This window comes from Micromonospora sp. NBC_01739, from assembly GCF_035920385.1.
In the GTDB taxonomy this organism is placed as follows: domain Bacteria; phylum Actinomycetota; class Actinomycetes; order Mycobacteriales; family Micromonosporaceae; genus Micromonospora.
In genome coordinates, this window is the sequence record NZ_CP109151.1 from 3871353 (window position 1) to 3892265 (window position 20913).

Consider the following 20913-nt stretch of genomic DNA (forward strand, 5'->3'; position numbering starts at 1 on the left):
GGGGCGCGCAGTTCAGGTGGTGGAGGTGCCGGGAATCGAACCCGGGTCCTTCGCCGCCTTGTCAGGGCTTCTCCGAGCGCAGCTCGCTGTGCCTCTACTCGGCCCCTCCGATCACGCGAGCGAGTCGGTGTGACGGGCCCAGTCGCTGATTAATCTCGCCGCACGGACCCCGCGACCGGGTCCGGTTGGCCAGCCTTCTAGCTGATGCCGGCTAACTGGGTCGAAGGCACTCCCAGGCCGACAGACTCACTACTCGCCTCAGGCGGCGAGAGCGAAGTCAGCGCGATTGCTCTTGGCGCTTATTGTTTTCCGACGAACGATTCTCGAGACGACGTCGGCTTCCTCGGCTCGCTTCCCCTGCCGCAACGTACGAAGTCGAAACCAGTCACCCCCTCGACGGGCCGCCATCTTCCGGCGGCTCTGACAAGCGTAACGCCTGCCGCAACCGGATTCATCCCGAGGTCAGGTCGCCGACACCAGGGATGAATGAACCGGACAAACTACTCACTCATGCCTTTGCCGCGTCGGCCGACCGCCCGTTGGATCTCCCGGTCCGCGTCCCGCTTGGCCAGGTCCTGGCGCTTGTCGTACGCCTTCTTGCCCTTGGCCAGGCCGATCTCCACCTTGGCCCAGCCGTCGGAGAAGTAGACCTGCAACGGCACCAGGGTCAGCCCGCCCTCCCGGGCCTTGCCGATCAGACGGTCGATCTCTAACCGCTTGAGCAGCAGCTTGCGGGTACGCCGGGGCTCATGGTTGGTCCAGGTGCCCTGGGTGTACTCCGGGATGTGCATGCCGTGCAGATACAGCTCGCCGTCGCGTTCCTGGGCGAAGGCGTCGACCAACGAGGCCCGCCCGGCCCGCAGGGATTTCACCTCGGTGCCGGTCAACGCCATGCCTGCCTCGTACGTGTCGAGGATGGCGTAGTCGTGACGGGCCTTCTTGTTGGAGGCGACGACCTTGCGCCCCTTCTCCCGTGGCATCGCCGCGCCACCTCCTTTCCCCTAGCCCACTGCCCTCGGCGGCCTTGGCGGCCGGAGAGCGGAGATCATGCTACCCGAATGACAAGGGCCCTTCCGCGCGGTTTGTTCCCGCACCGAAGGGCCCTCGCGAAGGTCGTACCGAAAACTAGACCCGCAGGTAGAAGCGGAGGGTGACCCAGGCGGTAATCGCGCTGATCAGACCACCGACGCCGGCCATCACCGGGAAGGTCAGCAGCACCTCGCTCCAACTGACCGGGGCGAACAGCCCTTGCAGGGCGCTCAGGGCGTCGTCGAAGAGGAACTTCTTCAACGCCACCAGGGCCCCGAGGCCGAGCAGCGAGCCGATCAGGCCGGCGACCACGGCTTCCAGGACGAAGGGTGCCTGGATGAACCAGTTCGAGGCGCCGACCAGCTTCATGACGGCCACCTCGCGCCGCTTGCTGTAGGCGGCGACCTGGATGGTGTTGGCCACCAGCAGCAACGCTGCCACCGCCATCGCGATGGCGGCGGCCAGTGCGACGTTCTGTCCGGCGGTGAACAGGTTGAAGATCTTGTCGAGGACCTGACTCTGGTCGACCACCTGATCGACCCCGGCGGCCGAGGAGTACTGCTCCGAGATCGACTTGTACTGCTCCGGGTCCACCAGGTTCAGCCGGTACGACTCGGGCAACTGGTCCGCCTTGACCGCGCTGAGCAGGTCCGGCGAGTCCCGGAACATCTCCTGGAAGCGCTGGTACGCCTCGTCCTTGTTGACGTAGGTGACCTGCGAGATCAGCGGGTCGGCCTCCAGCCGGGAACCCAGTGAGGTGCGTTCCTCCTCGGAGATGTCGGTCTTGAGGAAGATCGACACCTGGATGTTCTCGAAGTACAGGTCCTTCATGTCAGCGACCTTGGTGTAGATCAGGCCGCTGGCGCCGAGCATGGTCAGCGAGACGCCCAACGTGATGATCATTGCGATGGTCATCGTCACGTTGCGCCACAGTCCGACCAGTACCTCGGACAGGACGTATTTCATCCGCATCGGGATATTCCTCCGGCTCTCCGGCGTGAGGTGTTCGTCGTCAGATCGGGGTGCGCTGGGTTCGCCAGGTCACCCGTAGACGCCGCGGGCCTGGTCGCGGACGATGCGGCCGCTCTCGATCTCGATGACCCGGCGGCGCATCTGGTTCACGATGTTGGAGTCGTGCGTGACCATCACGACGGTCGTGCCGGTGCGGTTGATCCGGTCCAGCAGTCGCATGATTTCGATGGAGGTGTCCGGGTCCAGGTTTCCGGTCGGCTCGTCGGCCAACAGGATCAGGGGACGGTTCACGAACGCCCGGGCCACCGCCACACGCTGCTGCTCACCACCGGAGAGCTCGTGCGGGTAGCGGTGCTCCTTGCCACCGAGCCCCACCAGCTCCAACACCTCCGGCACGACCCGGCGGGCCACCGCCTTGGTCTTGCCGATCACCTCGAGCGCGAAAGCCACATTCTCGTACGCGGTGCGGTTGGGCAGCAGCCGGAAGTCCTGGAAGACGCAGCCGATCGAGCGGCGGAAGTGTGGACGCTTCCAGGACCGCATCGAGGTGACGTCCTTGCCGTTGACGACGACTCGACCCTTGTTGGGGGTCACCTCGTGCAGCAGCATCTTGATGATCGTGGACTTGCCGGAGCCGGATGGGCCGATGAAGAAGACGAACTCGCCCTTGTCGATCGACACGGACACGTTGTCGAGCGAAGGCCGCGACGCCTTCGGGTACGTCTTCGTCACTTGCTCAAGCTGAATCACGGGTGGTGAGTCTACGCCGTGTAACTGTCGTGCCAAGTCCTACGCCCCGCGATTGCGGGGTGAGTCATTGATCCCGCACGTCATGTGGAGATCGATGACGCACTCCGCCCACGATCGGTCACGCAGCGTCGCCGGCGAGTTGCTGCTGCTTGCGCCAGCGGATACCGGCCTCGATGAAGGAATCGAGCTCACCGTCGAAGACCGCACTGGGGTTACCGGTCTCCTGCTCGGTACGCAGATCCTTCACCATCTGATACGGGTGCAGCACGTACGAGCGCATCTGGTCGCCCCAGGAGCCCGCCGCGTCGGTCTTCAGGCCGGCCATCTTGGCCTGCTCCTCCTGGCGCTTGCGCTCCAACAGCCGGGCCTGCAGCACCCGCAGCGCGGAGGCCTTGTTCTGCAGCTGCGACTTCTCGTTCTGGCAGGTCACCACGATGCCGGTGGGGATGTGGGTGATCCGGACCGCCGAGTCGGTGGTGTTGACGCTCTGCCCACCCGGCCCGGACGAACGGTAGACGTCGATCCGCATCTCGTTCTCGGGGATGTCGATGTGGTCGGTCTGCTCCACCACCGGCAGCACCTCGACCCCGGCGAAGCTGGTCTGCCGACGGCCCTGGTTGTCGAAGGGGCTGATCCGGACCAGCCGGTGGGTACCGGACTCCACGCTCAGCGTGCCGTAGGCGTAGGGCACCTTCACCGTGAAGGTGGCCGACTTCAGGCCCGCCTCCTCGGCGTACGAGGTCTCGTAGACCTCGGTCGGGTAGCCGTGCCGCTCCGCCCAGCGCAGGTACATCCGCAGCAGCATCTCCGCGAAGTCCGCCGCGTCCACCCCACCGGCGCCGGCCCGGATGGCCACCAGGGCCTCCCGGGAGTCGTACTCGCCGGAGAGCAGGGTGCGGACCTCCATCTCCTGGATGGCCTTGGTCAGCCCGGCGACCTCGGACTCGACCTCGGAGAGCACTCCCGAGTCGGCCTCCGCCTCGGCCAGTTCCAGCAGCACATTGGCGTCGTCGAGCCGGGCGCGCAGGCTACCCAGCTTGTCGATCTCGCCGTTGACGTACGACAGCTGCGAGGTCACCTGTTGGGCCCGGGCCTGGTCGTCCCACAGATCCGGGGCGGAGGCCTGCTCTTCCAGGCGCGCCTTGTCCGCCCGCAGGCGGTCCAGGTCGAGCACCGCCTCGATGTTGCGCAGGGTGGCGTCGAGATCCTTGAGCTGGTCGGCGTAATCGGCAGCTGTCACGACAGACAAGGGTACTGCTCGGAGGAGGAGTGAGCTTGCGAGCCCCGCACTCCGAGCCAAAACAGGAACTGATCAGCTGCCGACCGGTGCGCTCTTGAGCCAGGAGAGGGCGGCCTTGTGGTACGCCACGGCGAACTCCAGCGCGCTGGCGTCGTACATGTCGCCTTCCTTGCGCGCGTTCTTGACCTGCTCGCGTACCCGGGCCAGGGCTTCGGTGTGGTATTCGTTCGCCGCGACCTGGAGGCTTTTCAGCTGGGTCGCGGAGTGCAGCTGCCCGAAGGCGATCCGCAGGGCGATCGGGTTGCGGATGGTGTCCCGCCCCGGGTCCTCGGCCAACCATCGGGAGAAGGTCCGCTTTCCCGCTGCCGTGATCGCGTACGGTTGGCTCATCCGCGGCCCGGGTTTACCCAGCCGGACCAGGCCCTTCTCGGCCAACACCGGCAACTCGCGGTAAACCTGACTGCGGGTCATCGACCAGTACGGCGCCAGTCGGCGCTCGGCGGCGGCCATCAACTGGCCACCTGTCATGGGGCCCTCGTGGAGCAGCCCGAGCAGGGCCGCCGCCGTGGGGTTGACTCCGGAATCCGCCATGCCCTTCACGCTGCCACTTTGCCGGGCCGCCGTCCAGGATTTCACCGTTTCGCCACCCAATGGGGTTTCCTATGTGCACTGTCGGTGCGCGACGGTCCACCGGTGGTCCGGGCGCGGACCCCACCATGAGCCCCATTCCGGCAGCGGCGGTGTTAAAAAGGGCCCCTTCCTATGCACCAGGCGTTAAGAAGGGGCCCTTCCTTACACCTCAGTGCATGTGGGGGTAGGTGTGGTCGGTGGGGGGTACGAAGGTCTCCTTGATGGTCCGGGGGGAGGTCCACCGGAGCAGGTTGAGCCAGGAACCGGCCTTGTCGTTGGTGCCGCTGGCCCGGGATCCACCGAAGGGCTGCTGCCCGACCACCGCGCCGGTCGGCTTGTCGTTGATGTAGAAGTTGCCGGCCGCGTACCGCATCTTCTCGGCCACCGCGTCGACCACCCGGCGGTCGGTGGCGAAGATCGACCCGGTCAGGGCGTACGGCGCGATCGACTCGGCCTGGGTGATCACCTCGTCGAAGCGGCTGTCGTCGAAGACGTGCACGCCGAGGATCGGCCCGAAGTACTCCGTGGTGAAGGTCTCGTGGGCCGGATCGTCGCATTCGAAGATCGTCGGGCGGACGAACCAGCCGACCGAGTCGTCCGCGGTGCCGCCGGCGATGACCCGGCAACTGTCGTCGTTCGAGACCAGGTCCAGGGCGGCGGTGTGCCGGGCGAAGGCCTTGTCGTCGATGACCGCCCCGCCGAAGTTGCGGAAGTCGGTCACGTCGCCGTAGGTCAGGCTGTCCGCGGTGGCGGCCAGCCGGTCCCGCAGGCCCCCCTCCCAGATCGACCGGGGGATGTACGCCCGGGAGGCCGCGGAGCACTTCTGCCCCTGGTACTCGAAGGCCCCCCGGATCAGGGCGGTGTGCAGGGCGTCGACATCGGCGCTGGAGTGCGCCACCACGAAGTCCTTGCCGCCGGTCTCCCCGACCAGCCGGGGGTAGCCCCGGTAGCGGGCGATGTTCTCGCCCACCGTGCGCCACAGGTGCTGGAAGACCCGGGTGGAGCCGGTGAAGTGGATGCCGGCCAGGTCGGGGTCGGCCAGGACCACCTCGGAGACCTCCTCGCCCCGCCCGGTGACCATGTTGATCACTCCCGGAGGCAGGCCGGCCGCCTCGAACAGCCGCATGGTGAAGTGCGCCGAGAACTGCTGGGTCGGGCCCGGCTTCCAGACCACGGTGTTGCCCATCAGGGCCGGGGCCGCGGGCAGGTTGCCCGCGATGGCGGTGAAGTTGAACGGGGTGATCGCGTAGACGAAGCCCTCCAGGGGGCGGTGGTCGAACCGGTTCCACACCCCGGGGGAGGAGATCGGCTGCTCGGCGAGCAGCTTGCGGGCGAAGTGCACGTTGAACCGCAGGAAGTCGATGAACTCACAGGCCGCATCGATCTCCGCCTGCTGAACGGTCTTCGACTGGCCGAGCATGGTGGCCGCGTTCAGGGTGTCGCGCCACGGGCCGGCGAGGAGTTCGGCGGCACGCAGGAAGACCGCGGCCCGCTCCTCGAAGGGCAGCGCCCGCCACTCCGGTGCCGCGTCCTTGGCCGCCTTGACCGCAGCCTGGGCGTCGTCGTGGGTGGCGTGCCCGGTGACCCCCAGTACGTGGGCGTGCCGGTGCGGCTGCACCACCTGGATCGACTCGCCGCCGGCCATCCGCTGCTCGCCCGCGATGGTCATCGGCAGCTCGATCTGCTCGGCGGCCAGCTCGGTGAGGCGCCGGCGGAGCCGTTCGGTTTCGGCACTGCCCGGCTCGTAGGTGCGCACCGGCTCGTTGTGCGGCTCGGGTACGGAGAACACGGCGTCCATCAGGGCTCCTGGCGATCTCGACGACGGTGACGAAGCCGGTCCCAGGGTTGGCGGGACCTGGATTCCATCTTTCCACGCCCAGCTGTCCCGGATCCTCCCCCGGCCAGCACCTCACCATAGATCTGGAGGCTGTTGAGACGATTTGACAGTGATTCGTACCCACAGGGCCGGGCAGACCGAAGGAAGCTAGATCATCTCTGCGATTCGCAGGGGTCGGTTCCCTCCCCCACCGGGCCGCGTACGCTGGATTGCCGGTGAGGTGCCCGGGCCAGGTCGCCGGGTCCGGCGGCGAAGGGGAGACCATGAGCAAGCAGCCCGGTGGGCCGACCGCCGCGCAGCCCGAACGACCGCAGGCCACCGACCCCACGGCGGCCGAGGAGCAGGCCCTTCCCGCCGACGACTCCGCCGGATCGCCGCCCTCCGCGCCGGGCACCCTGGTGCTGGCCCTGTTGGCGGCCGGCTGGCTGGCCGCGATGCTCTGGTCCACCCGGGAGGCGATCAGCTCGGCCACCGCCGGGGTCACCGCGATCAGCCTGTCCGCCTTCGCCCTGCCCGGGGTGATCTCGGCTGCCCTGGTGGCCGGTGCCGCGGTGGGCCTGGCAGCCGGCGAGCCGGTCACCCGCCGGGGGGATCGGGCCACCCTGCGCTTCGCGGTGGCGGTCGGCGCCGGCCTGCTGGTCGGGCTCGCCGCTGCCCTGGCCATCAGCCTCAGCTACGCCGACAACACCACCACCCGCACGATCGCCGGTACGACCGCCGCCGCGGCGGTCATCGGCGGCGCGCTGGCCGGTGCCCGCAACGGCGCGGTGGTCGGTGCCGTCGCCTCCGCCGCTCTGGGCACCCTGGTCTTCGTCGTGGGGTTCAGTGTCGCCCGGGCTCCGCTGTTCGACCTGTTCGGTGCGGGAGACAGCCAGCAGTCGGTGATCACCGCCGCCACCTGGGTCTCGCGTACGGAGTCGCTGCTCGCCGGTCTGCTCGCCGGGTTCCTGGCCTTCGGCTATCTGACCTGGGCCCGACGGCGTGCCGCCCGCCGCGACACCCCCGTCACCGCCCTGCGCTGGCCGGCGTACCTGATCGCCGGGGCCGGCCCCGGCCTGCTGCTGCTGGTCGCCGAGGTGATCATCCGGGTCGGTGGGCGTTCCCTGATCGACCTGGCCGCCGCCCTGAGCGAGGCGGACGCGGTGGCCCAGACCTCCATGGGCACCTCCCGGGTCGACAACGGGATCTGGGTGCTGTTCGTGGGTGCCCTCACCGCCATGATCGTCTTCGGCCGCACCCTGAGCCCGACCCCGGAGACCGACCCCGCCGAGGCCGACGCGGCGCGCTGAGGGTCACCCCTGGTCGGTGGCGTCGCGCAGCAGGAGATCCAACTCGCTGGGGTCGTACCACTCAAGCTCGTGGTCCTCGGCCCCGTCGACCGTGAACTGGGCGTCCGGATCGCCGGCCAGGGCCTCCTCCACCACCTGCACCGCGGCGGCGACATCCGGTACGGCGTCGGCACCGTCCACATGCAGGGCCGCCACGGCCTTGACCGGCACCGCCCCGTGCAGTTCCACCACGCTGGAACCCAGTTCACCCTCGCCACGGCCGATCGCCGAGGCGGGCAGGTCCGCCGAGACCACCACCCGCCGACGCGGGGCGGCGGGATCGTGGCGGAGCAGTTGCAGGGCGTCCTGGGCGGCGCGGGTGAAGGCCACGTACTCCAACTCCTCCTCGTCGCCCTCGGCGTACCACTCGCGCAGCATCGGGGTCACGGCGTGCGCCTGCGACACGGCCAGGCCGTGCTCGGGAAGCATGGTCAGCATCGGTACGGTCGCCGGCAGGTACACCCGGACAAGCTCGTCAGTCACCGTTGGTCTCCCGCTCTGCTCCGGTCGGCGACTCCGCCGCGAAGGGCGCACGATCACCCGTACGCCCTGAACGTCATACACCCCGGACCCGCCCGGTGGAAGCTCGGCGGGGCCCGGTGTGTCGGAGTCGGCATCTCCGATGGCATGCTCAGAGGTCGCCTCGAAGTCAGTCCTCGATGGCAAACTAAAGCAAACGACACCAACCCGGGGAGTTCTCGTGGAGCCCAGGTTCCTGCTCCTGTCCGACGTGGCCGCCGAGCTGAACGTGTCGGACTCGCAGGTCTACCACATGGTGCGCAGCGGCGAGCTGCCCGCGATCAAGATCGGCGGCCGGGGCCAGTGGCGGGTCGAGCGCTCCCGGCTGGAGGAGTACATCCAGCAGAAGTACGCGGAGACCGCCGAGTGGGTGCGTGGCAATCCGCTGGCCGAGCGCGACCCGGAGTAACCACATCACCCTCCAGCCATTGACCGAGGGCTCTGCCTTGCTCAAGAATGAGGCCTATCGAAAGCAAACGAAGGCAAACGTAGGGTTTTGGCGCTGAGAGGTAGAGGGCAGGCGATGATCGATCCCCGGCGACCTGGGCCCAGCCGACCCCCGGTGCGGCTGCGGCCGGCCCCCGCGTACGACCCACCCTTCGTCGACGAGGGCAGCGAATGGCCCGGACCCGCTGACGGTCAACTGGCCCTGGACCTCTTCTCCGCCCCGCACTGGTCCCCTGGCAGCGGCCCGGCCCGCCCACCCCACCAGCGGGTCACCGTCCGCCCGACCCCGGCCCGGCCCGGCCGCGATCCGGTCCGGCAACTACCGCCGGGGGCCCTGACCACCGCCACTCCGGGAGCCACCCGGGTGGCCCACCGCTTCGTGGCCAGCTGCATCGAGGTGTTCAACGGCTTCCGTCCCCCGGTGCAGTTGCGCCGTCAGCTCGATCCCGCGCGCTGCGCCCACCTGCTGCCCGAACTGGCCCGCGGCAGCGCCCGGGCGGTCGGGACGCGGCGCCGCACCCCCCGCCCCGGTCTGCGACTGCGCCGCCTGCGGGTCTGCGAACCCCGTCCGAACGCCATCGAGGCCGCCGCCGTGCTCACCGGGGTCGTCGACGCCAGCTGGGCCATGGCCCTGCGGCTGGAGCACCGCCGCGGCACCTGGCTCTGCACCGACCTGCGGATCCTCTGACCACCGGGGCCTGCGTGGACCACGGGGGCCTGCATGGACCACCGGGGCACCTGCACGCCGAAGCCCCGGCCACCGCTGACGCGGTTGCCGGGGCTTCGTTCAGTGCCTCTCAGTCGGCGGAGCCGCCGGGGGCACCGTGGCAGCGCTTGTACTTGCGGCCGGAGCCGCAGGGGCACGGCGCGTTGCGGGAGGGGCCGTTGCCGGCCGAGGCCTGCCCGTTGGCCGCCGTCTGCCGGGCCGTGCTGGAGGCCACCCCGGCACCCCGCAGGCCGCCGGCCTGACGCTGGGGAGCCGCCGGGGCGGTCTGCCCGGGAGCCGCCGGTGCGCCGGGCACCGGGCCACCGATGCCCAGGGCCGGGGCCCGCTGGTCGTCGCGCTGCACGGCCACCCCACCGGCACCGGCCTCACCGTCGATGGTCGGGGCGGAGTACTGCAGGCCCTGCTGCTGCGGGGCGCGAGCCAGACCCTTGGCGCGGATCTCCACCGGCTTGTCCAGCAGCTGAACTTCCTCGGCCTCGGGCTCCGGCTCGTTGACCTGCACCTCGAGGTTGAAGAGGAAGCCGACCGTCTCCTCCTTGATGCCGTCCATCATGGTGGCGAACATCGCGAAGCCCTCGCGCTGGTACTCCACCACCGGGTCACGCTGGGCGTACGCCCGCAGGGTGATGCCCTCCTGGAGGTAGTCCATCTCGTAGAGGTGCTCACGCCACTTGCGGTCGATGACCTGGAGCAGCACCATCCGCTCCAGCTGCCGGGTGCCCTCGGCGCCTAGCTGCTCCTCCCGACGGTCGTACGCGGCGTGCGCGTCCGCCCGCAGTCGGGAGACCAGGAAGTCGGCGTCGATGCCGGCCCGGGAGCCGCCGGCCTCCTCCTCCATCTCCTCGATGGTGATGCCCACCGGGTAGAGCTGCTTGAGGCTGGTCCAGAGCTGCTCGAGATCCCATTCCTCGGCGTAGTTCTCCGAGGTGGCGCCCTGAACGTACGCCTCGATCACGTCGTCGATCATGTTGCGGACCTGCTCGGAGAGGTCCTCTCCGTTGAGCACCCGCAGCCGCTCGGCGTAGATCACCTGGCGCTGCTTGTTCATGACCTCGTCGTACTTGAGGACGTTCTTCCGGATCTCGGCGTTCTGCCCCTCGATCTGGGCCTGGGCGCTCTTGATCTGGCGGGTGACCATCTTCGACTCGATGGGCACGTCCTCCGGGATGTTGAAGCGCTCCATGACCGCCTCGACCGCGCCGGAGCGGAACCGCTTCATCAGCTCGTCCTGAAGCGACAGGTAGAAGCGCGACTCACCCGGGTCACCCTGCCGGCCGGACCGACCACGCAGCTGGTTGTCGATGCGTCGGGACTCGTGCCGCTCCGTGCCCAGCACGTAGAGCCCACCGGCGGCGGCGACCTCATCGGCCTCCGCTTCGCAGGCCTGCTTCCACTTCGGCAGGACCTCCTCCATCGCCTTGTCGTACTCCTCGGCGTTCTCCACCGGGTCCAGACCACGCTGGCGCAGCTCGCTGGCGGCGAGGAACTCGGCGTTGCCGCCGAGCAGGATGTCCGTGCCTCGACCGGCCATGTTGGTGGCCACCGTGACCGCGCCCTTGCGACCGGCCTGGGCGACGATCTCCGCCTCCCGGGCGTGGAACTTCGCGTTCAGCACGGAGTGCGGGATGCCCCGGCGGCGCAGCAGCTGGGAGAGGATCTCGGAGTTCTCCACCGAGACCGTGCCGACCAGCACGGGCTGCCCGGCCTGGTGGCGCTCGGCGATGTCCTCGATGACCGCGTTGAACTTGGCCTTCTCGGTCTTGTAGATGACGTCGGCCCGGTCCTGCCGGACCATCGGCCGGTGGGTCGGGATGGTCACCACACCGACCTTGTAGACCTTGTTGAACTCGCCCGCCTCGGTCTGGGCCGTACCGGTCATGCCGGAGAGCTTCTCGTAGAGGCGGAAGTAGTTCTGGAGGGTGATGGTGGCCAGGGTCTGGTTCTCCTGCTTGATCTCCACCCCCTCCTTGGCCTCGATCGCCTGGTGCATGCCCTCGTTGTAGCGGCGACCGTGCAGGATGCGGCCGGTGAACTCGTCGACGATCAAGACCTCACCGTCGCTGACGATGTAGTCCTTGTCGCGCTTGTACAGCTCCTTGGCCTTGATGGCGTTGTTCAGGTAGCCGACCAGCGGGGTGTTCACCGACTCGTACAGGTTGTCGATGCCGAGCCGGTCCTCGACCTTGGCCACACCGCGCTCGGTGACCGCGATGGTGCGCTTGGCGTAGTCGACCTCGTAGTCGCCCTCGCCGTCCTTGCCGGCCTGGAGGCGGGCCACCACGGCGGCGAACTCGCCGTACCAGCGGGCGGAGTGCTCGGCCGGGCCGGAGATGATCAGCGGGGTCCGGGCCTCGTCGATCAGGATGGAGTCGACCTCGTCGACCACGGCGAAGTTGTGGCCCCGCTGGACCAGCTCCTCCTTCGACCAGGCCATGTTGTCGCGCAGGTAGTCGAAGCCGAACTCGTTGTTGGTGCCGTAGGTGATGTCACATTCGTACGCCGCGCGGTGCTCGGCGGCCGGGCGGTTGGGCAGCACCACACCGACGGTCAGGCCGAGGAACTGGTGCACCCGACCCATCCAGGCCGCGTCACGCTGGGCCAGGTAGTCGTTGACCGTGACCACGTGCACGCCCTTGCCGGACAGCGCGTTGAGGTAGACCGGCATGACCGAGGTCAGGGTCTTACCCTCACCGGTCTTCATCTCGGCGATGTTGCCGAAGTGCAGCGCCGCGCCGCCCATCACCTGGACGTCGTACGGTCGCTGGCCGAGCACCCGCGCCGCCGCCTCCCGGCAGACCGCGAACGCCTCGGGCAACAGGTCGTCCAGGGTCTCGCCTTCGGCGAGCCGCTCCCTGAACTGCTCGGTCATGCCGCTCAGCTCTTCGTCGGTGAGGTTGACGTAGTCGTCCTCGATCGAGTTGACGGCAGCGGCGATCGCCTTCAGCCGGCGCACCATGCGCCCTTCGCCCGCGCGAAGGACCTTTTCCAGAATCGACACGGATCAACGCTCCCCTAGACAGTCTCGAACCATCGTAGGCGTTTCATCGGGCCAATGGTCACTGGTGGCGACCCTCGGCCATCGCGAAACCGACATAACGCGCGACGCTCCAGGCTACGCGCCCGGTTTACCCGTTACGCCGTGGGCGAACGATCCGGCACGATGGGTCAGATGGACCCCGTGGAGATCACCGAGGCCGGACTGGCCCTCCGGCCGTGGCGGCCTACCGACGCCGACGACCTGTATCGCGCCTGCCAGGATCCGGAGATCCAGCGCTGGATCGACGTCCCCCGACCCTACCGGCCGCAGGACGCGCAACGGTTCATAGCGGGCCGCTCGCGCCAGTGGGCGGAGGGCACGGCAGCCGCCTTCGCGGTCTGTGACCCCGCCACCGATCGACTCCTGGGCGCCTGCGACCTGCAGAGAATCGATCAGGACCACCAACTCAGCGAGATCGGCTACTGGACCGCCCCGTGGGCGCGCGGTCAGGGCGTGGCCGTACGCGCCGTACGGGCCCTGGCCCGATGGTCCTTCACGGAGCTGAACCTGCGCCGGCTGCTCTGGACCTCCCCCGCCGGCAACTACCCCGCCCGGCTGGTCGCCCTGCGCAGCGGTTTCCGGATCGAGGGGCGGCTGCGCGCGGCCGACCCGGCACGCGGCAGCTACGAGTGGTTCGGCTCGCTGCTGCCCGGCGAGGTACCGGCCCCCGACGAGATCGGTCCGGCCGGCCCGGGCACCCTGGAGGCCCGCCGGGCCGCCGTCTTCGGTCGCCCCCAGCCCACGATCTTCGCCAGCACCCCACGGCGCGAGCTGCGGCTCCGTCCGATGGAGGAACGTGACCTGGCGGCATTGGTGATCACCTGCCAGGACCCGGAGACCCTGCGGTGGACCACCGTCCCGGATCCCTACGACCGGTCGGCGGCCGAGTCCTTCCTGATCCACTGCCAGGACTGCTGGGCGGGCGGCACCGCGGCCTACTATGTGATCGCCGACGAACAGGATCACTACGCCGGCTCGATCGACCTGCGGCTGTCCCCCACCGATCCCCTGCTCGCCGACGTCGGCTTCATGACCGCGCCACATGCCCGGGGCCGGGGTTACCAGACGGCGGCGCTGGCCGCGCTGGCCACCTGGGGTTTCGCCACCCTCGGGCTGGCCCGCATCGAATGGCGGGCGCACGTCGGCAACCTGGCCTCCCGCCGGGTCGCCGAGCGGGCCGGCTTCACCATGGAGGGCACCGCCCGGGGTCTTCTGAACCACCGTGGCACCCGGGCCGACGCCTGGATCGGTGCCCTGCTGGCCGAGGATCTGGCCCAGCCGGCGGTGCGGCACGCGGCAACGGTCGACCGGGCCGGGTGACGGCATGACCGCCGAGTCCATCGAGGCGCACGGGGTACGGCTGCGGCCGTACCGTCTGGACGACCTGGCCGATGTCGTAGCCGGCTGCGCCGACCCGGTGACCCAACGTTTCCTGGACGGTCTGCCCCGCCCGTACACCGAGGCCGACGCCCGGCGATGGATCACCGAGAGTGCCCCGGCGCTGGCCGCCTCAGGCGGTGCCGCGTACGCCGTCGCCGATCCGGCCACCGACCGGATGCTCGGCTCCGTGGGGCTGAGTAACCCGCTGCCACAGCGGCGGCAGGCCGAGATCGGCTACTGGGTGCTGCCGGGCGTGCGGGGTCGCGGGGTGGCCACGGCGGCCACCCGGGCGTTGGCCGAACATGCCTTCTCCGACGGCATCGACCGGCTGGAACTGCTCACCAGGCTGGAGAACGTGGCCAGCCAGCGGGTCGCGGTGGCTACCGGTTTCCGACCCGAGGGGGTACGCCGGGGTGGCGGCCTGAGCCCCGGTGGCAGCCGGCCCGACCTGGCGGTCTGGGCGCGGCTGGCCGACGATCCGCCCGGGCCGTACCCCCGTCCGCTGCCCGACCTGCCCGAGGGGCGACTCACCGACGGGGTGGTCGTGCTCCGACGGCTGGAGCCCGAGGACACCGACGAGATGTACCGTCTGAACACCAGCCCGGGGGTGGTGTCCTCCCGGGTGCCACCGGGCCCGCCCACCCGGGAGGAGATCGCCGGGCGTGGTCTCGGCGCGGCCCACCAGTGGCTGGTCGGCACGGTAGCGGCGATGACCATCCTCGACGCGGCCTCCGGGACGGTGGCCGGGTCCTGCATGCTGCTGCACGACCAGCGCGCCGGGCAGGGGATGCTGGGCTACAGCCTGTTCCCGCAGTGGCGGGGACGCGGCTACGCCACCCGGGCGGTGCGGCTGCTGGCCCGGTGGGGTTTCGCGCAGGTCGGCCTGGCCCGGGTGTGGGCCGGCACCCTGCCGGAGAACCTGGCCTCCCGGCGGGTGCTGGAACGGGCCGGCTTCCGCTACGAGGGGCTGTTGCGCTCCCTGCTACCCGGCGTGGAGGGCGACCGGCGGGACTCGACCGTGTACGGGCTGCTCCCCGGCGAACTGGTGGACTGAGCGCCTGAGCGCGGCGCGGGCCGGGGCGCTGCCCCGACCCGCGCCGACCTCGGTCAGATGTCGAGCGAGATGATGCCGTAGTCGTAGGCGTGCCGTCGGTAGACGACACTGGGGCGACCGGATTCCTTGTCCTGGAACAGGTAGAAGTCGTGGCCGACGAGTTCCATCTGGAACAGCGCTTCGTCGACGGTCATCGGCTGGGCCGGGTGCACCTTCTCCCGGGCGATGTGCCACGGCTGGTCGTCGTACTCGTCCTCCTCGGCGCGTTCGGCGACCGCGGTGGCCCCCGGTGCGCTCAGGGCGGCGGAGAACATGTCGGCGACCGGCAGGCCGGCGGTGGCGGCGGCGACCGATACCGGCGGGCGGCCCCGGTGTACGCGACGTCGGTCAGCGGCGCGGCGCAGGCGGGCGTCGAGCTTGGCGATGGCCGTGTCCAGCGCGCTGTAGAAGTCGCTCGTGCAGGCCTCGGCCCGGATCACCGGGCCCCGGGAGAAGCAGGTGATTTCCACTCGCTGGCAGTGGTCGGCCTGGCGCGGATTGCGCTCGTGGAAAAGCTCCACCTCGGCCCGGATAAGTTTGTGGTCGTAACGTTCGATCTTCGCCAGTTTTTCGGCTACGTGCACCCGGTAATGATCCGGCACTTCGACGTTACGGCCCTTGACCACGATGTCCACGTGACCTCCCTCGTTCGGACGGTCTTTGCTCCGAGAACTCCGGTCGCACGTCCGGGGAGGGGTCCCGCTCGGCGTCGACCGGTCAATACGGCTACGCCTCCTCTCACCGCCGGGGTGGGCTAATGATCTCCTACCCTCGACAAGCAAACGCTAACTCTTATTTGCTCCCTCGTCATCCCCAGCCGCCGACCCGGGCCGGAAATTTTGCAGAGATCACACACGAAGGGGTGAACGAAAACACAATCGGTTACCGCTTGTGCCTTTTTTCGGTAGCCGCAAGAACCGCCGCCACCGAGGGCGACATTCCTGGTACGCGCAGCAATTGGCTGATCGCGGCGAGGGTGGACCCGGTGGTGATGATGTCGTCGAGCAGCACCACGGTCACCCCGGGCGGGGTGGGGCCGACACCCGGCCGGACCCGGAAGGCCCCCAGAGCGGTGGCCGCCCGGCCGGCGCTGTCCAGGGTGACCGAATCGGGCCGGGACCTCGCCTGCACCGGCCGCTGCACCCGTACCGGCCAACCCGCCGCGCCCAGCCTGCGGGCGCAGTGCCGGGCCAGCCGCCCCAGATGGTCGCCGTAGCGGGCCCGGGCCGCCGCCGGGGTGTCCGGCACCGGCACCAGCACCAGGGGGCGCACCGATCCGACCGCGGCGGCCACGACCTCGGCCAGCAACGCTCCCAGGGGCCGGGCCAGACCGTGCCGGCCATGATCCTTGTACGCGAGCAGAGTCTCCCGCAACGGCCCGGCGTAGCTGCCCAGGGCGTGACAGGGCGGCAGCCCCAGCGGGGCCGGAACCGGTCGGACCGCCCCGGGACGCAGGGCCCGCAACACGGTCACACATTCCGGACAGACCCCCTGCCGCAGCCGGGAGCTACGCTGCCGACAGCCGGCGCACTCCGTGGGCAGGGCCAGATCGGCCAGATCCGCCCACAGCCCGCCCAGCACTGCCGACTCAGTAGAGGAAGACCGGTGCGGTGGGATTGCCCGGACGGACCCCGGTCGGCGGGGCGGTGACCTCCTGGACCTGTTCCCGCACGATGCGCTCGAACGGGTTGTTGCGGTAGGTGACCCCGTTGGCCTCGTACATGAAGCTGGCGGCCAGCGGGGAGGTCGGGGTGGCGGGGTGGGCGGCCAGGTGGGTGACCTCGGCACCGGCGTCGTCCCGCAGCCGGGTCTCCAGGGCCCCGTCGACACTGACGTCGTAGATCGCCGGCCGACCGGCGGCCCCGGCCACCAGCAGCCGGCCTTCGGCCCACCAGTCGACCGCGGTCAACCGGGTCAGGGAGGTGGTCAGGCGTCGGGCCGGCCCGATGGTGGGCACCCCGCCCTCCCAACTGATGGCGGCCACGTACAGGGCGCCGTCGACGATCAGGGCGATCCGGTGCCCGTCCAGGGCGGCGGCCACCGCCTCGACCCGACCCGGCAGGCCGAGCTGCACCGGGCGCATCACCGCCCGGTCGTCGAAGCGGTGCAGCTCGCCGTCGGCGACCACCAGACCGGCCGGCTGATCGCTGTCGGTGCGCAACCAGACCGGCCGACCGATCGCGGTGTGGGTGGGGCCGGCCGTGAAGCTCTCCACCACCTCGCGGCCCCGGCCGACACTCAGTCGCTGCCGGCCCCCGGACGCGCCGACCACCAGGGCGGCCAGCACGTCGTCGCCGGCCCGACGCAACCCCGCGGAGAACACCCCGCGGTTCGCCTCGGCCACCACCGGCACCCGGCCGATCGGCTCGTTGGCCACGGCCAGGGCGTGGACGGCGCCTTCGTACACGCAGAAGCGTCGGCCGTTGTCCTCCAACTGGTAGAGCTGGTTCGCCGTGCGCTGCTCGCCCAGGTCGACGAGCTTGCGGGACTGGTTCAGGATCTTGATCTCCAGGATGCCGTCCAGCTCCAGCAGCGACCAGGCCAGTTGGGTGGCGAACTGCTCCAACCGGACGTCGTCGGCGCCGGGCATGTCGAGATTGACCTCCCACCGGCCGTCCGAGCCGGTGGCATTGTTGATCATCTCGGTGCGGTCGGGCAGCCCGGAGACGCCGACCCGCAGCCAGTCCGAGGGGCCTGCGGTCAACCAGCGGACCACCTCACTGACCCGCCGCTCGGCGGGCACCGCCGAGGAGAGGTACCGCTGGTCGGGCACCAGACGGGTCCGCTCGGAGTTCCAGAAGTAGATGGATTCGGTCTGGTAGTACAGGCGCAGGGCCTCGTCGCTGAGCAGCAGGATGTTCGGTGGCTCGCTGACGTAGAAGCCGGCGTCGTCCTGACCCGCCGGACCGGCGTTGATCAGGCGGAACTCGTAGGTCGTCTCGGTGGCCAGGGGTGGGACGAGCATGCCGTTGGCCCGCAGCAGACCGACCTGCTGCACGCTGATGGTGACCTTCATGCTGTCGACGTCCGGCTCGATCACCGGGTCGTCGATGAGGCGTACCACCGACAGGGCCACCTCGCTGCCCTGCTTGACCTGAAGGCCACCCCGTTCGGAGGCCGCGATGTACTGCTTGACCCGCTCGTAGGCCCGGTCCGGCTCGCCGGCCGCCGCGGCCAGGAAGTTGCGGACGAAGGCCTCGGCGTCGCTTCCGCTGGCCTCCCGGGGCGGCGGTTCGCTGCCCCGCCCCAGCGACCAACTGGCCTCCGCCGCCGGCCCACGCTGCTCGGTCTGCACCTCGGAGCGGTCCGGAATGCCACAACCGGTGAGCACCAGCACCACCCCGAGCGCACCGCTGAGCACCCGCCGCTTCACGACCCCACCTCCGCGCGCTGCTCGGCGGCCGGCGGAGTCGCCGGCCCGACCGTCAGGGCCCCGTCCGGTCCGGGACCGATGGCCAGCAGGTCCTCCGCGGGCGAGGCACCGAACGGCAGGGCGGCGTCCGCCGGCACCAGCCGCAGCGGCGAGGTGATCAGCCGGTCACCGGCCCGCGCCGGCAGGGTCAGCCGGAACTGGGCACCCTGCCCGGGTGCCCCCCACGCCTCCAGCCAGCCGCCGTGCAGCCGCGCGTCCTCCAGGCTGATCGACAACCCCAGCCCGGTGCCGCCGGTCTGCCGGGCCCGGGAGGGATCGGCCCGCCAGAACCGGTTGAAGACCAACTTCTCCTCGCCGGGCTTGAGCCCGACACCGTGATCCCGGACGGTCACCGCCACCGCGGTCTCGTCCATGCCCAGGGTGATGTGCACCGGCCTGCCCTCGCCGTGTTCGACCGCGTTGCCGACCAGGTTGCGCAGCACCCGCTCTACCCGGCGGGGGTCGATCTCGGCGATCACCGGGGTCGCCGGCAGGTCCAGCTCGATCTCCACACCGACCCGTTCGGCCAGGCCGGAGAGGCGGTCCACCACCCGGTGCACCACCGGCACCAGGTCGGTCGGCTCGGCGTCCAGGACGGCGAAGCCCGCGTCGAACCGGCTGATCTCCAGCAGGTCGGTCAGCAGTTCCTCGAACCGGTCCAACTCGGCCTGCAACAACTCCGCGCTGCGGGCCACGGAGGGCTCGAACCCCTCCCGCTCGGCGAAGATCAGATCGGCTGCCATCCGTACCGTGGTCAGCGGGGTACGCAGCTCGTGTGAGACGTCCGAGGTGAACCGGCGCTGCAACCGCGACATCTCCTCCAACCGCAGGATCTGCCGTTGCAGGTTGGTGGCCATCTGATTGAAGGAGGCCGCCAGCAGGGCCAGATCGTCCTCGCCGTTGACGGCCATCCGCTGGTCGAGCAGCCCGGCGGAGAGCCGCTGGGCGGTGCGGGCCGCGACCCGTACCGGTGTCACCACCAGCCGGGTCACCAGCGCGGCCAGCAGTCCGAGCAGCAGCACCAGGGCCACCCCGGTGGCCACCACGGTGGCCCGCGCCTGGCTGGCGGTGGCGTCCTGCAAGGTCAACGGTACGAAGTAGTAGAGCTCCACCTGGCCGAAACGGGTGGGCACCGGCGAGCCGTACACCAGATACTTGGTGTTCCGATCGCCGGTCAGCCGACCGGTCTGGATCTGGTTGGCCACATTGCCCCCGGCCACCGCCGTCCGCAGCTCAGGGCTGATCAACGGCCGGAAATCCACCGCGGGTGAGCTGCGCGGCAGGATCATGCCGCCGACACTGTCCGCGGTCAGCGCCACGACCACCCCGCTGGTCTGCTGGGGGTCACCCCCGGCCAGGTAGTTGACCGTGCCGTCGATGGTCTCCTGGAGTTGGGCCTCCTGCGGCTGGCTGTAGAGGCTGAACTGCTTGGCCGCGTACTCCGCTCCGCTGGTCAGCCGCAGCCGCACGTCGGTCTTGGCGTTGTCCAGCAGGATGCTGGTGATGTTGCCGGCGATCAGGTAGGCGAAGCCGCCCACCAGCAGGCTGGAGACCACGAGGGTGATGGTGACCACCCGCACCTGCAGGGAGCGACGCCAGGTGTGGTGCAGGCCGGCGAACACGCGGGCGGCCCGACCGCTGAGCCGACGCCACACCTCCCGCCCCGCGCCAGAACGGCGGGACGTGGCGTCTGGGTCCGGAGTCGGGGAGGTGGTCACAGTGCGACCCAGGCTATCCCGTACCCGCCTTGTAGCCCACGCCCCGCACGGTGAGGATGATTTCCGGTCGCTCCGGATCCGGCTCGATCTTGGCCCGTAGGCGCTGCACGTGCACGTTGACCAGCCGGGTGTCGGCCGCGTGCCGGTAGCCCCAGACCTGCTCCAGCAGGACCTCCCGGGTGAAGACCTGACGCGGTTTGCGGGCCAGCGCCACCAGCAGGTCGAACTCCAGCGGGGTCAGCTTCACCTCCTCGCCGTTGCGGCTGACGGTGTGCGCCGGCACGTCGATGGCGATCTGGTTGCCGGGGGGACCGATGGTGAGCAGTTCCGGTGCCGCGTCCTCGCCCCGGCGCAACCGGGCCCGCATCCGGGCCACCAGTTCCTTGGGCTTGAACGGCTTGACCACGTAGTCGTCCGCGCCCGACTCCAGGCCGAGCACCACATCCACGGTGTCGCTCTTGGCGGTCAGCATCACGATCGGTACGCCGGACTCGGCGCGAATCGCCCGCGCCACGTCGATGCCGCTCATGCCGGGCAGCATCAGGTCCAGCAGCACGATATCGGGACGATTGTCGCGGAATGCGGCCAGAGCGCGCTCCCCGTCCGCCACGAAGGAAGGCATGAATCCCTCGCTACGCAGCACGATGCCAAGCATCTCGGCGAGCGCAGGATCGTCGTCGACCACCAGTACCCGGGCTCTCATGGGGTTAATGTTTCCATCCCGTCCAACTCAGGGGGTTCGGGCGTCATCCCGGCACGCTACTGCCCACACCCACGCCGTGCCCCGCATCAGC

The 20913-nt window shown here is 69.8% G+C and carries 18 protein-coding genes and 1 other RNA gene; 5 read left to right on the forward strand and 14 right to left on the reverse strand.

From position 1 onward, the window contains the following. Positions 1-17 precede the first annotated feature (17 nt). The 7 genes from ssrA to pruA all read right to left on the reverse strand — a co-directional run bounded on the left by ssrA (position 18) and on the right by pruA (position 6419). Positions 18-393, reverse strand: a transfer-messenger RNA (tmRNA) gene (ssrA, locus tag OIE53_RS17385). Between the two features lie 107 nt (positions 394-500). Continuing rightward, positions 501-980 carry an SsrA-binding protein SmpB gene (gene smpB / locus OIE53_RS17390; protein ID WP_327022590.1) on the reverse strand — a complete coding sequence of 160 codons (480 nt, stop codon included), beginning with the start codon at positions 978-980 and terminating at the stop codon, positions 501-503. Positions 981-1125: 145 nt separating this feature from the next. Then, complete coding sequence (ftsX, locus tag OIE53_RS17395) at positions 1126-2001, reverse strand: permease-like cell division protein FtsX (protein WP_327022591.1); 876 nt, start codon at positions 1999-2001, stop codon at positions 1126-1128. Positions 2002-2070: 69 nt separating this feature from the next. After that, positions 2071-2751, reverse strand: coding sequence for a cell division ATP-binding protein FtsE (ftsE, locus tag OIE53_RS17400; protein WP_013731749.1), 681 nt, complete (start codon positions 2749-2751; stop codon positions 2071-2073). 118 nt (positions 2752-2869) lie between these two features. Beyond that, entirely contained in the window at positions 2870-3991 is a 1122-nt protein-coding gene (prfB, locus tag OIE53_RS17405) for a peptide chain release factor 2 (RefSeq protein ID WP_327022592.1), read from the reverse strand. 72 nt (positions 3992-4063) lie between these two features. Further along, entirely contained in the window at positions 4064-4582 is a 519-nt protein-coding gene (locus tag OIE53_RS17410) for a PadR family transcriptional regulator (protein WP_327022593.1), read from the reverse strand. Positions 4583-4790: 208 nt separating this feature from the next. Then, positions 4791-6419 carry an L-glutamate gamma-semialdehyde dehydrogenase gene (gene pruA, locus OIE53_RS17415; RefSeq protein ID WP_327022594.1) on the reverse strand — a complete coding sequence of 543 codons (1629 nt, stop codon included), beginning with the start codon at positions 6417-6419 and terminating at the stop codon, positions 4791-4793. Positions 6420-6721: 302 nt separating this feature from the next. On the opposite strand from pruA, the gene OIE53_RS17420 reads away from it, so the two are divergent. Next, positions 6722-7747 (forward strand): hypothetical protein, encoded by a 1026-nt coding sequence (locus OIE53_RS17420; RefSeq protein WP_327022595.1) that lies wholly within the window; start codon positions 6722-6724, stop codon positions 7745-7747. Between the two features lie 3 nt (positions 7748-7750). Here the strand turns inward: OIE53_RS17420 and OIE53_RS17425 are convergent, their stop codons facing one another. Then, entirely contained in the window at positions 7751-8269 is a 519-nt protein-coding gene (locus tag OIE53_RS17425; RefSeq protein ID WP_327022596.1) for a DUF6912 family protein, read from the reverse strand. Between the two features lie 217 nt (positions 8270-8486). On the opposite strand from OIE53_RS17425, the gene OIE53_RS17430 reads away from it, so the two are divergent. Further along, on the forward strand, positions 8487-8714 hold the full coding sequence (locus OIE53_RS17430; protein ID WP_327022597.1) for a helix-turn-helix transcriptional regulator: 228 nt from the start codon (positions 8487-8489) through the stop codon (positions 8712-8714). Between the two features lie 114 nt (positions 8715-8828). Continuing rightward, positions 8829-9440 (forward strand): Rv3235 family protein, encoded by a 612-nt coding sequence (locus tag OIE53_RS17435; protein WP_327022598.1) that lies wholly within the window; start codon positions 8829-8831, stop codon positions 9438-9440. Positions 9441-9549: 109 nt separating this feature from the next. Here the strand turns inward: OIE53_RS17435 and secA are convergent, their stop codons facing one another. After that, on the reverse strand, positions 9550-12477 hold the full coding sequence (gene secA, locus OIE53_RS17440) for a preprotein translocase subunit SecA (protein WP_327022599.1): 2928 nt from the start codon (positions 12475-12477) through the stop codon (positions 9550-9552). Between the two features lie 171 nt (positions 12478-12648). On the opposite strand from secA, the gene OIE53_RS17445 reads away from it, so the two are divergent. Next, complete coding sequence (locus OIE53_RS17445) at positions 12649-13836, forward strand: GNAT family N-acetyltransferase (RefSeq protein ID WP_327022600.1); 1188 nt, start codon at positions 12649-12651, stop codon at positions 13834-13836. A 4-nt stretch (positions 13837-13840) separates the two neighbouring features. Then, positions 13841-14950, forward strand: a complete 1110-nt coding sequence (locus OIE53_RS17450) for a GNAT family N-acetyltransferase (protein WP_327022601.1) — start codon at positions 13841-13843, stop codon at positions 14948-14950. A gap of 53 nt (positions 14951-15003) precedes the next feature. On the opposite strand, the gene hpf is transcribed toward OIE53_RS17450, so the two are convergent. The 5 genes from hpf to mtrA form a co-directional block, all read right to left on the reverse strand. Continuing rightward, entirely contained in the window at positions 15004-15624 is a 621-nt protein-coding gene (hpf, locus tag OIE53_RS17455; protein WP_327022602.1) for a ribosome hibernation-promoting factor, HPF/YfiA family, read from the reverse strand. A 247-nt stretch (positions 15625-15871) separates the two neighbouring features. Beyond that, positions 15872-16570, reverse strand: coding sequence for a ComF family protein (locus OIE53_RS17460; protein ID WP_327022603.1), 699 nt, complete (start codon positions 16568-16570; stop codon positions 15872-15874). Positions 16571-16577: 7 nt separating this feature from the next. Continuing rightward, positions 16578-18362 (reverse strand): LpqB family beta-propeller domain-containing protein, encoded by a 1785-nt coding sequence (locus tag OIE53_RS17465; protein WP_327022604.1) that lies wholly within the window; start codon positions 18360-18362, stop codon positions 16578-16580. Then, positions 18359-20119, reverse strand: coding sequence for an MtrAB system histidine kinase MtrB (gene mtrB, locus OIE53_RS17470; protein WP_357528540.1), 1761 nt, complete (start codon positions 20117-20119; stop codon positions 18359-18361). Before mtrB ends, OIE53_RS17465 begins: the two co-directional genes overlap by 4 nt. A 13-nt stretch (positions 20120-20132) precedes the next feature. Continuing rightward, on the reverse strand, positions 20133-20822 hold the full coding sequence (gene mtrA / locus OIE53_RS17475; protein ID WP_013731734.1) for an MtrAB system response regulator MtrA: 690 nt from the start codon (positions 20820-20822) through the stop codon (positions 20133-20135). Positions 20823-20913 lie beyond the last annotated feature (91 nt).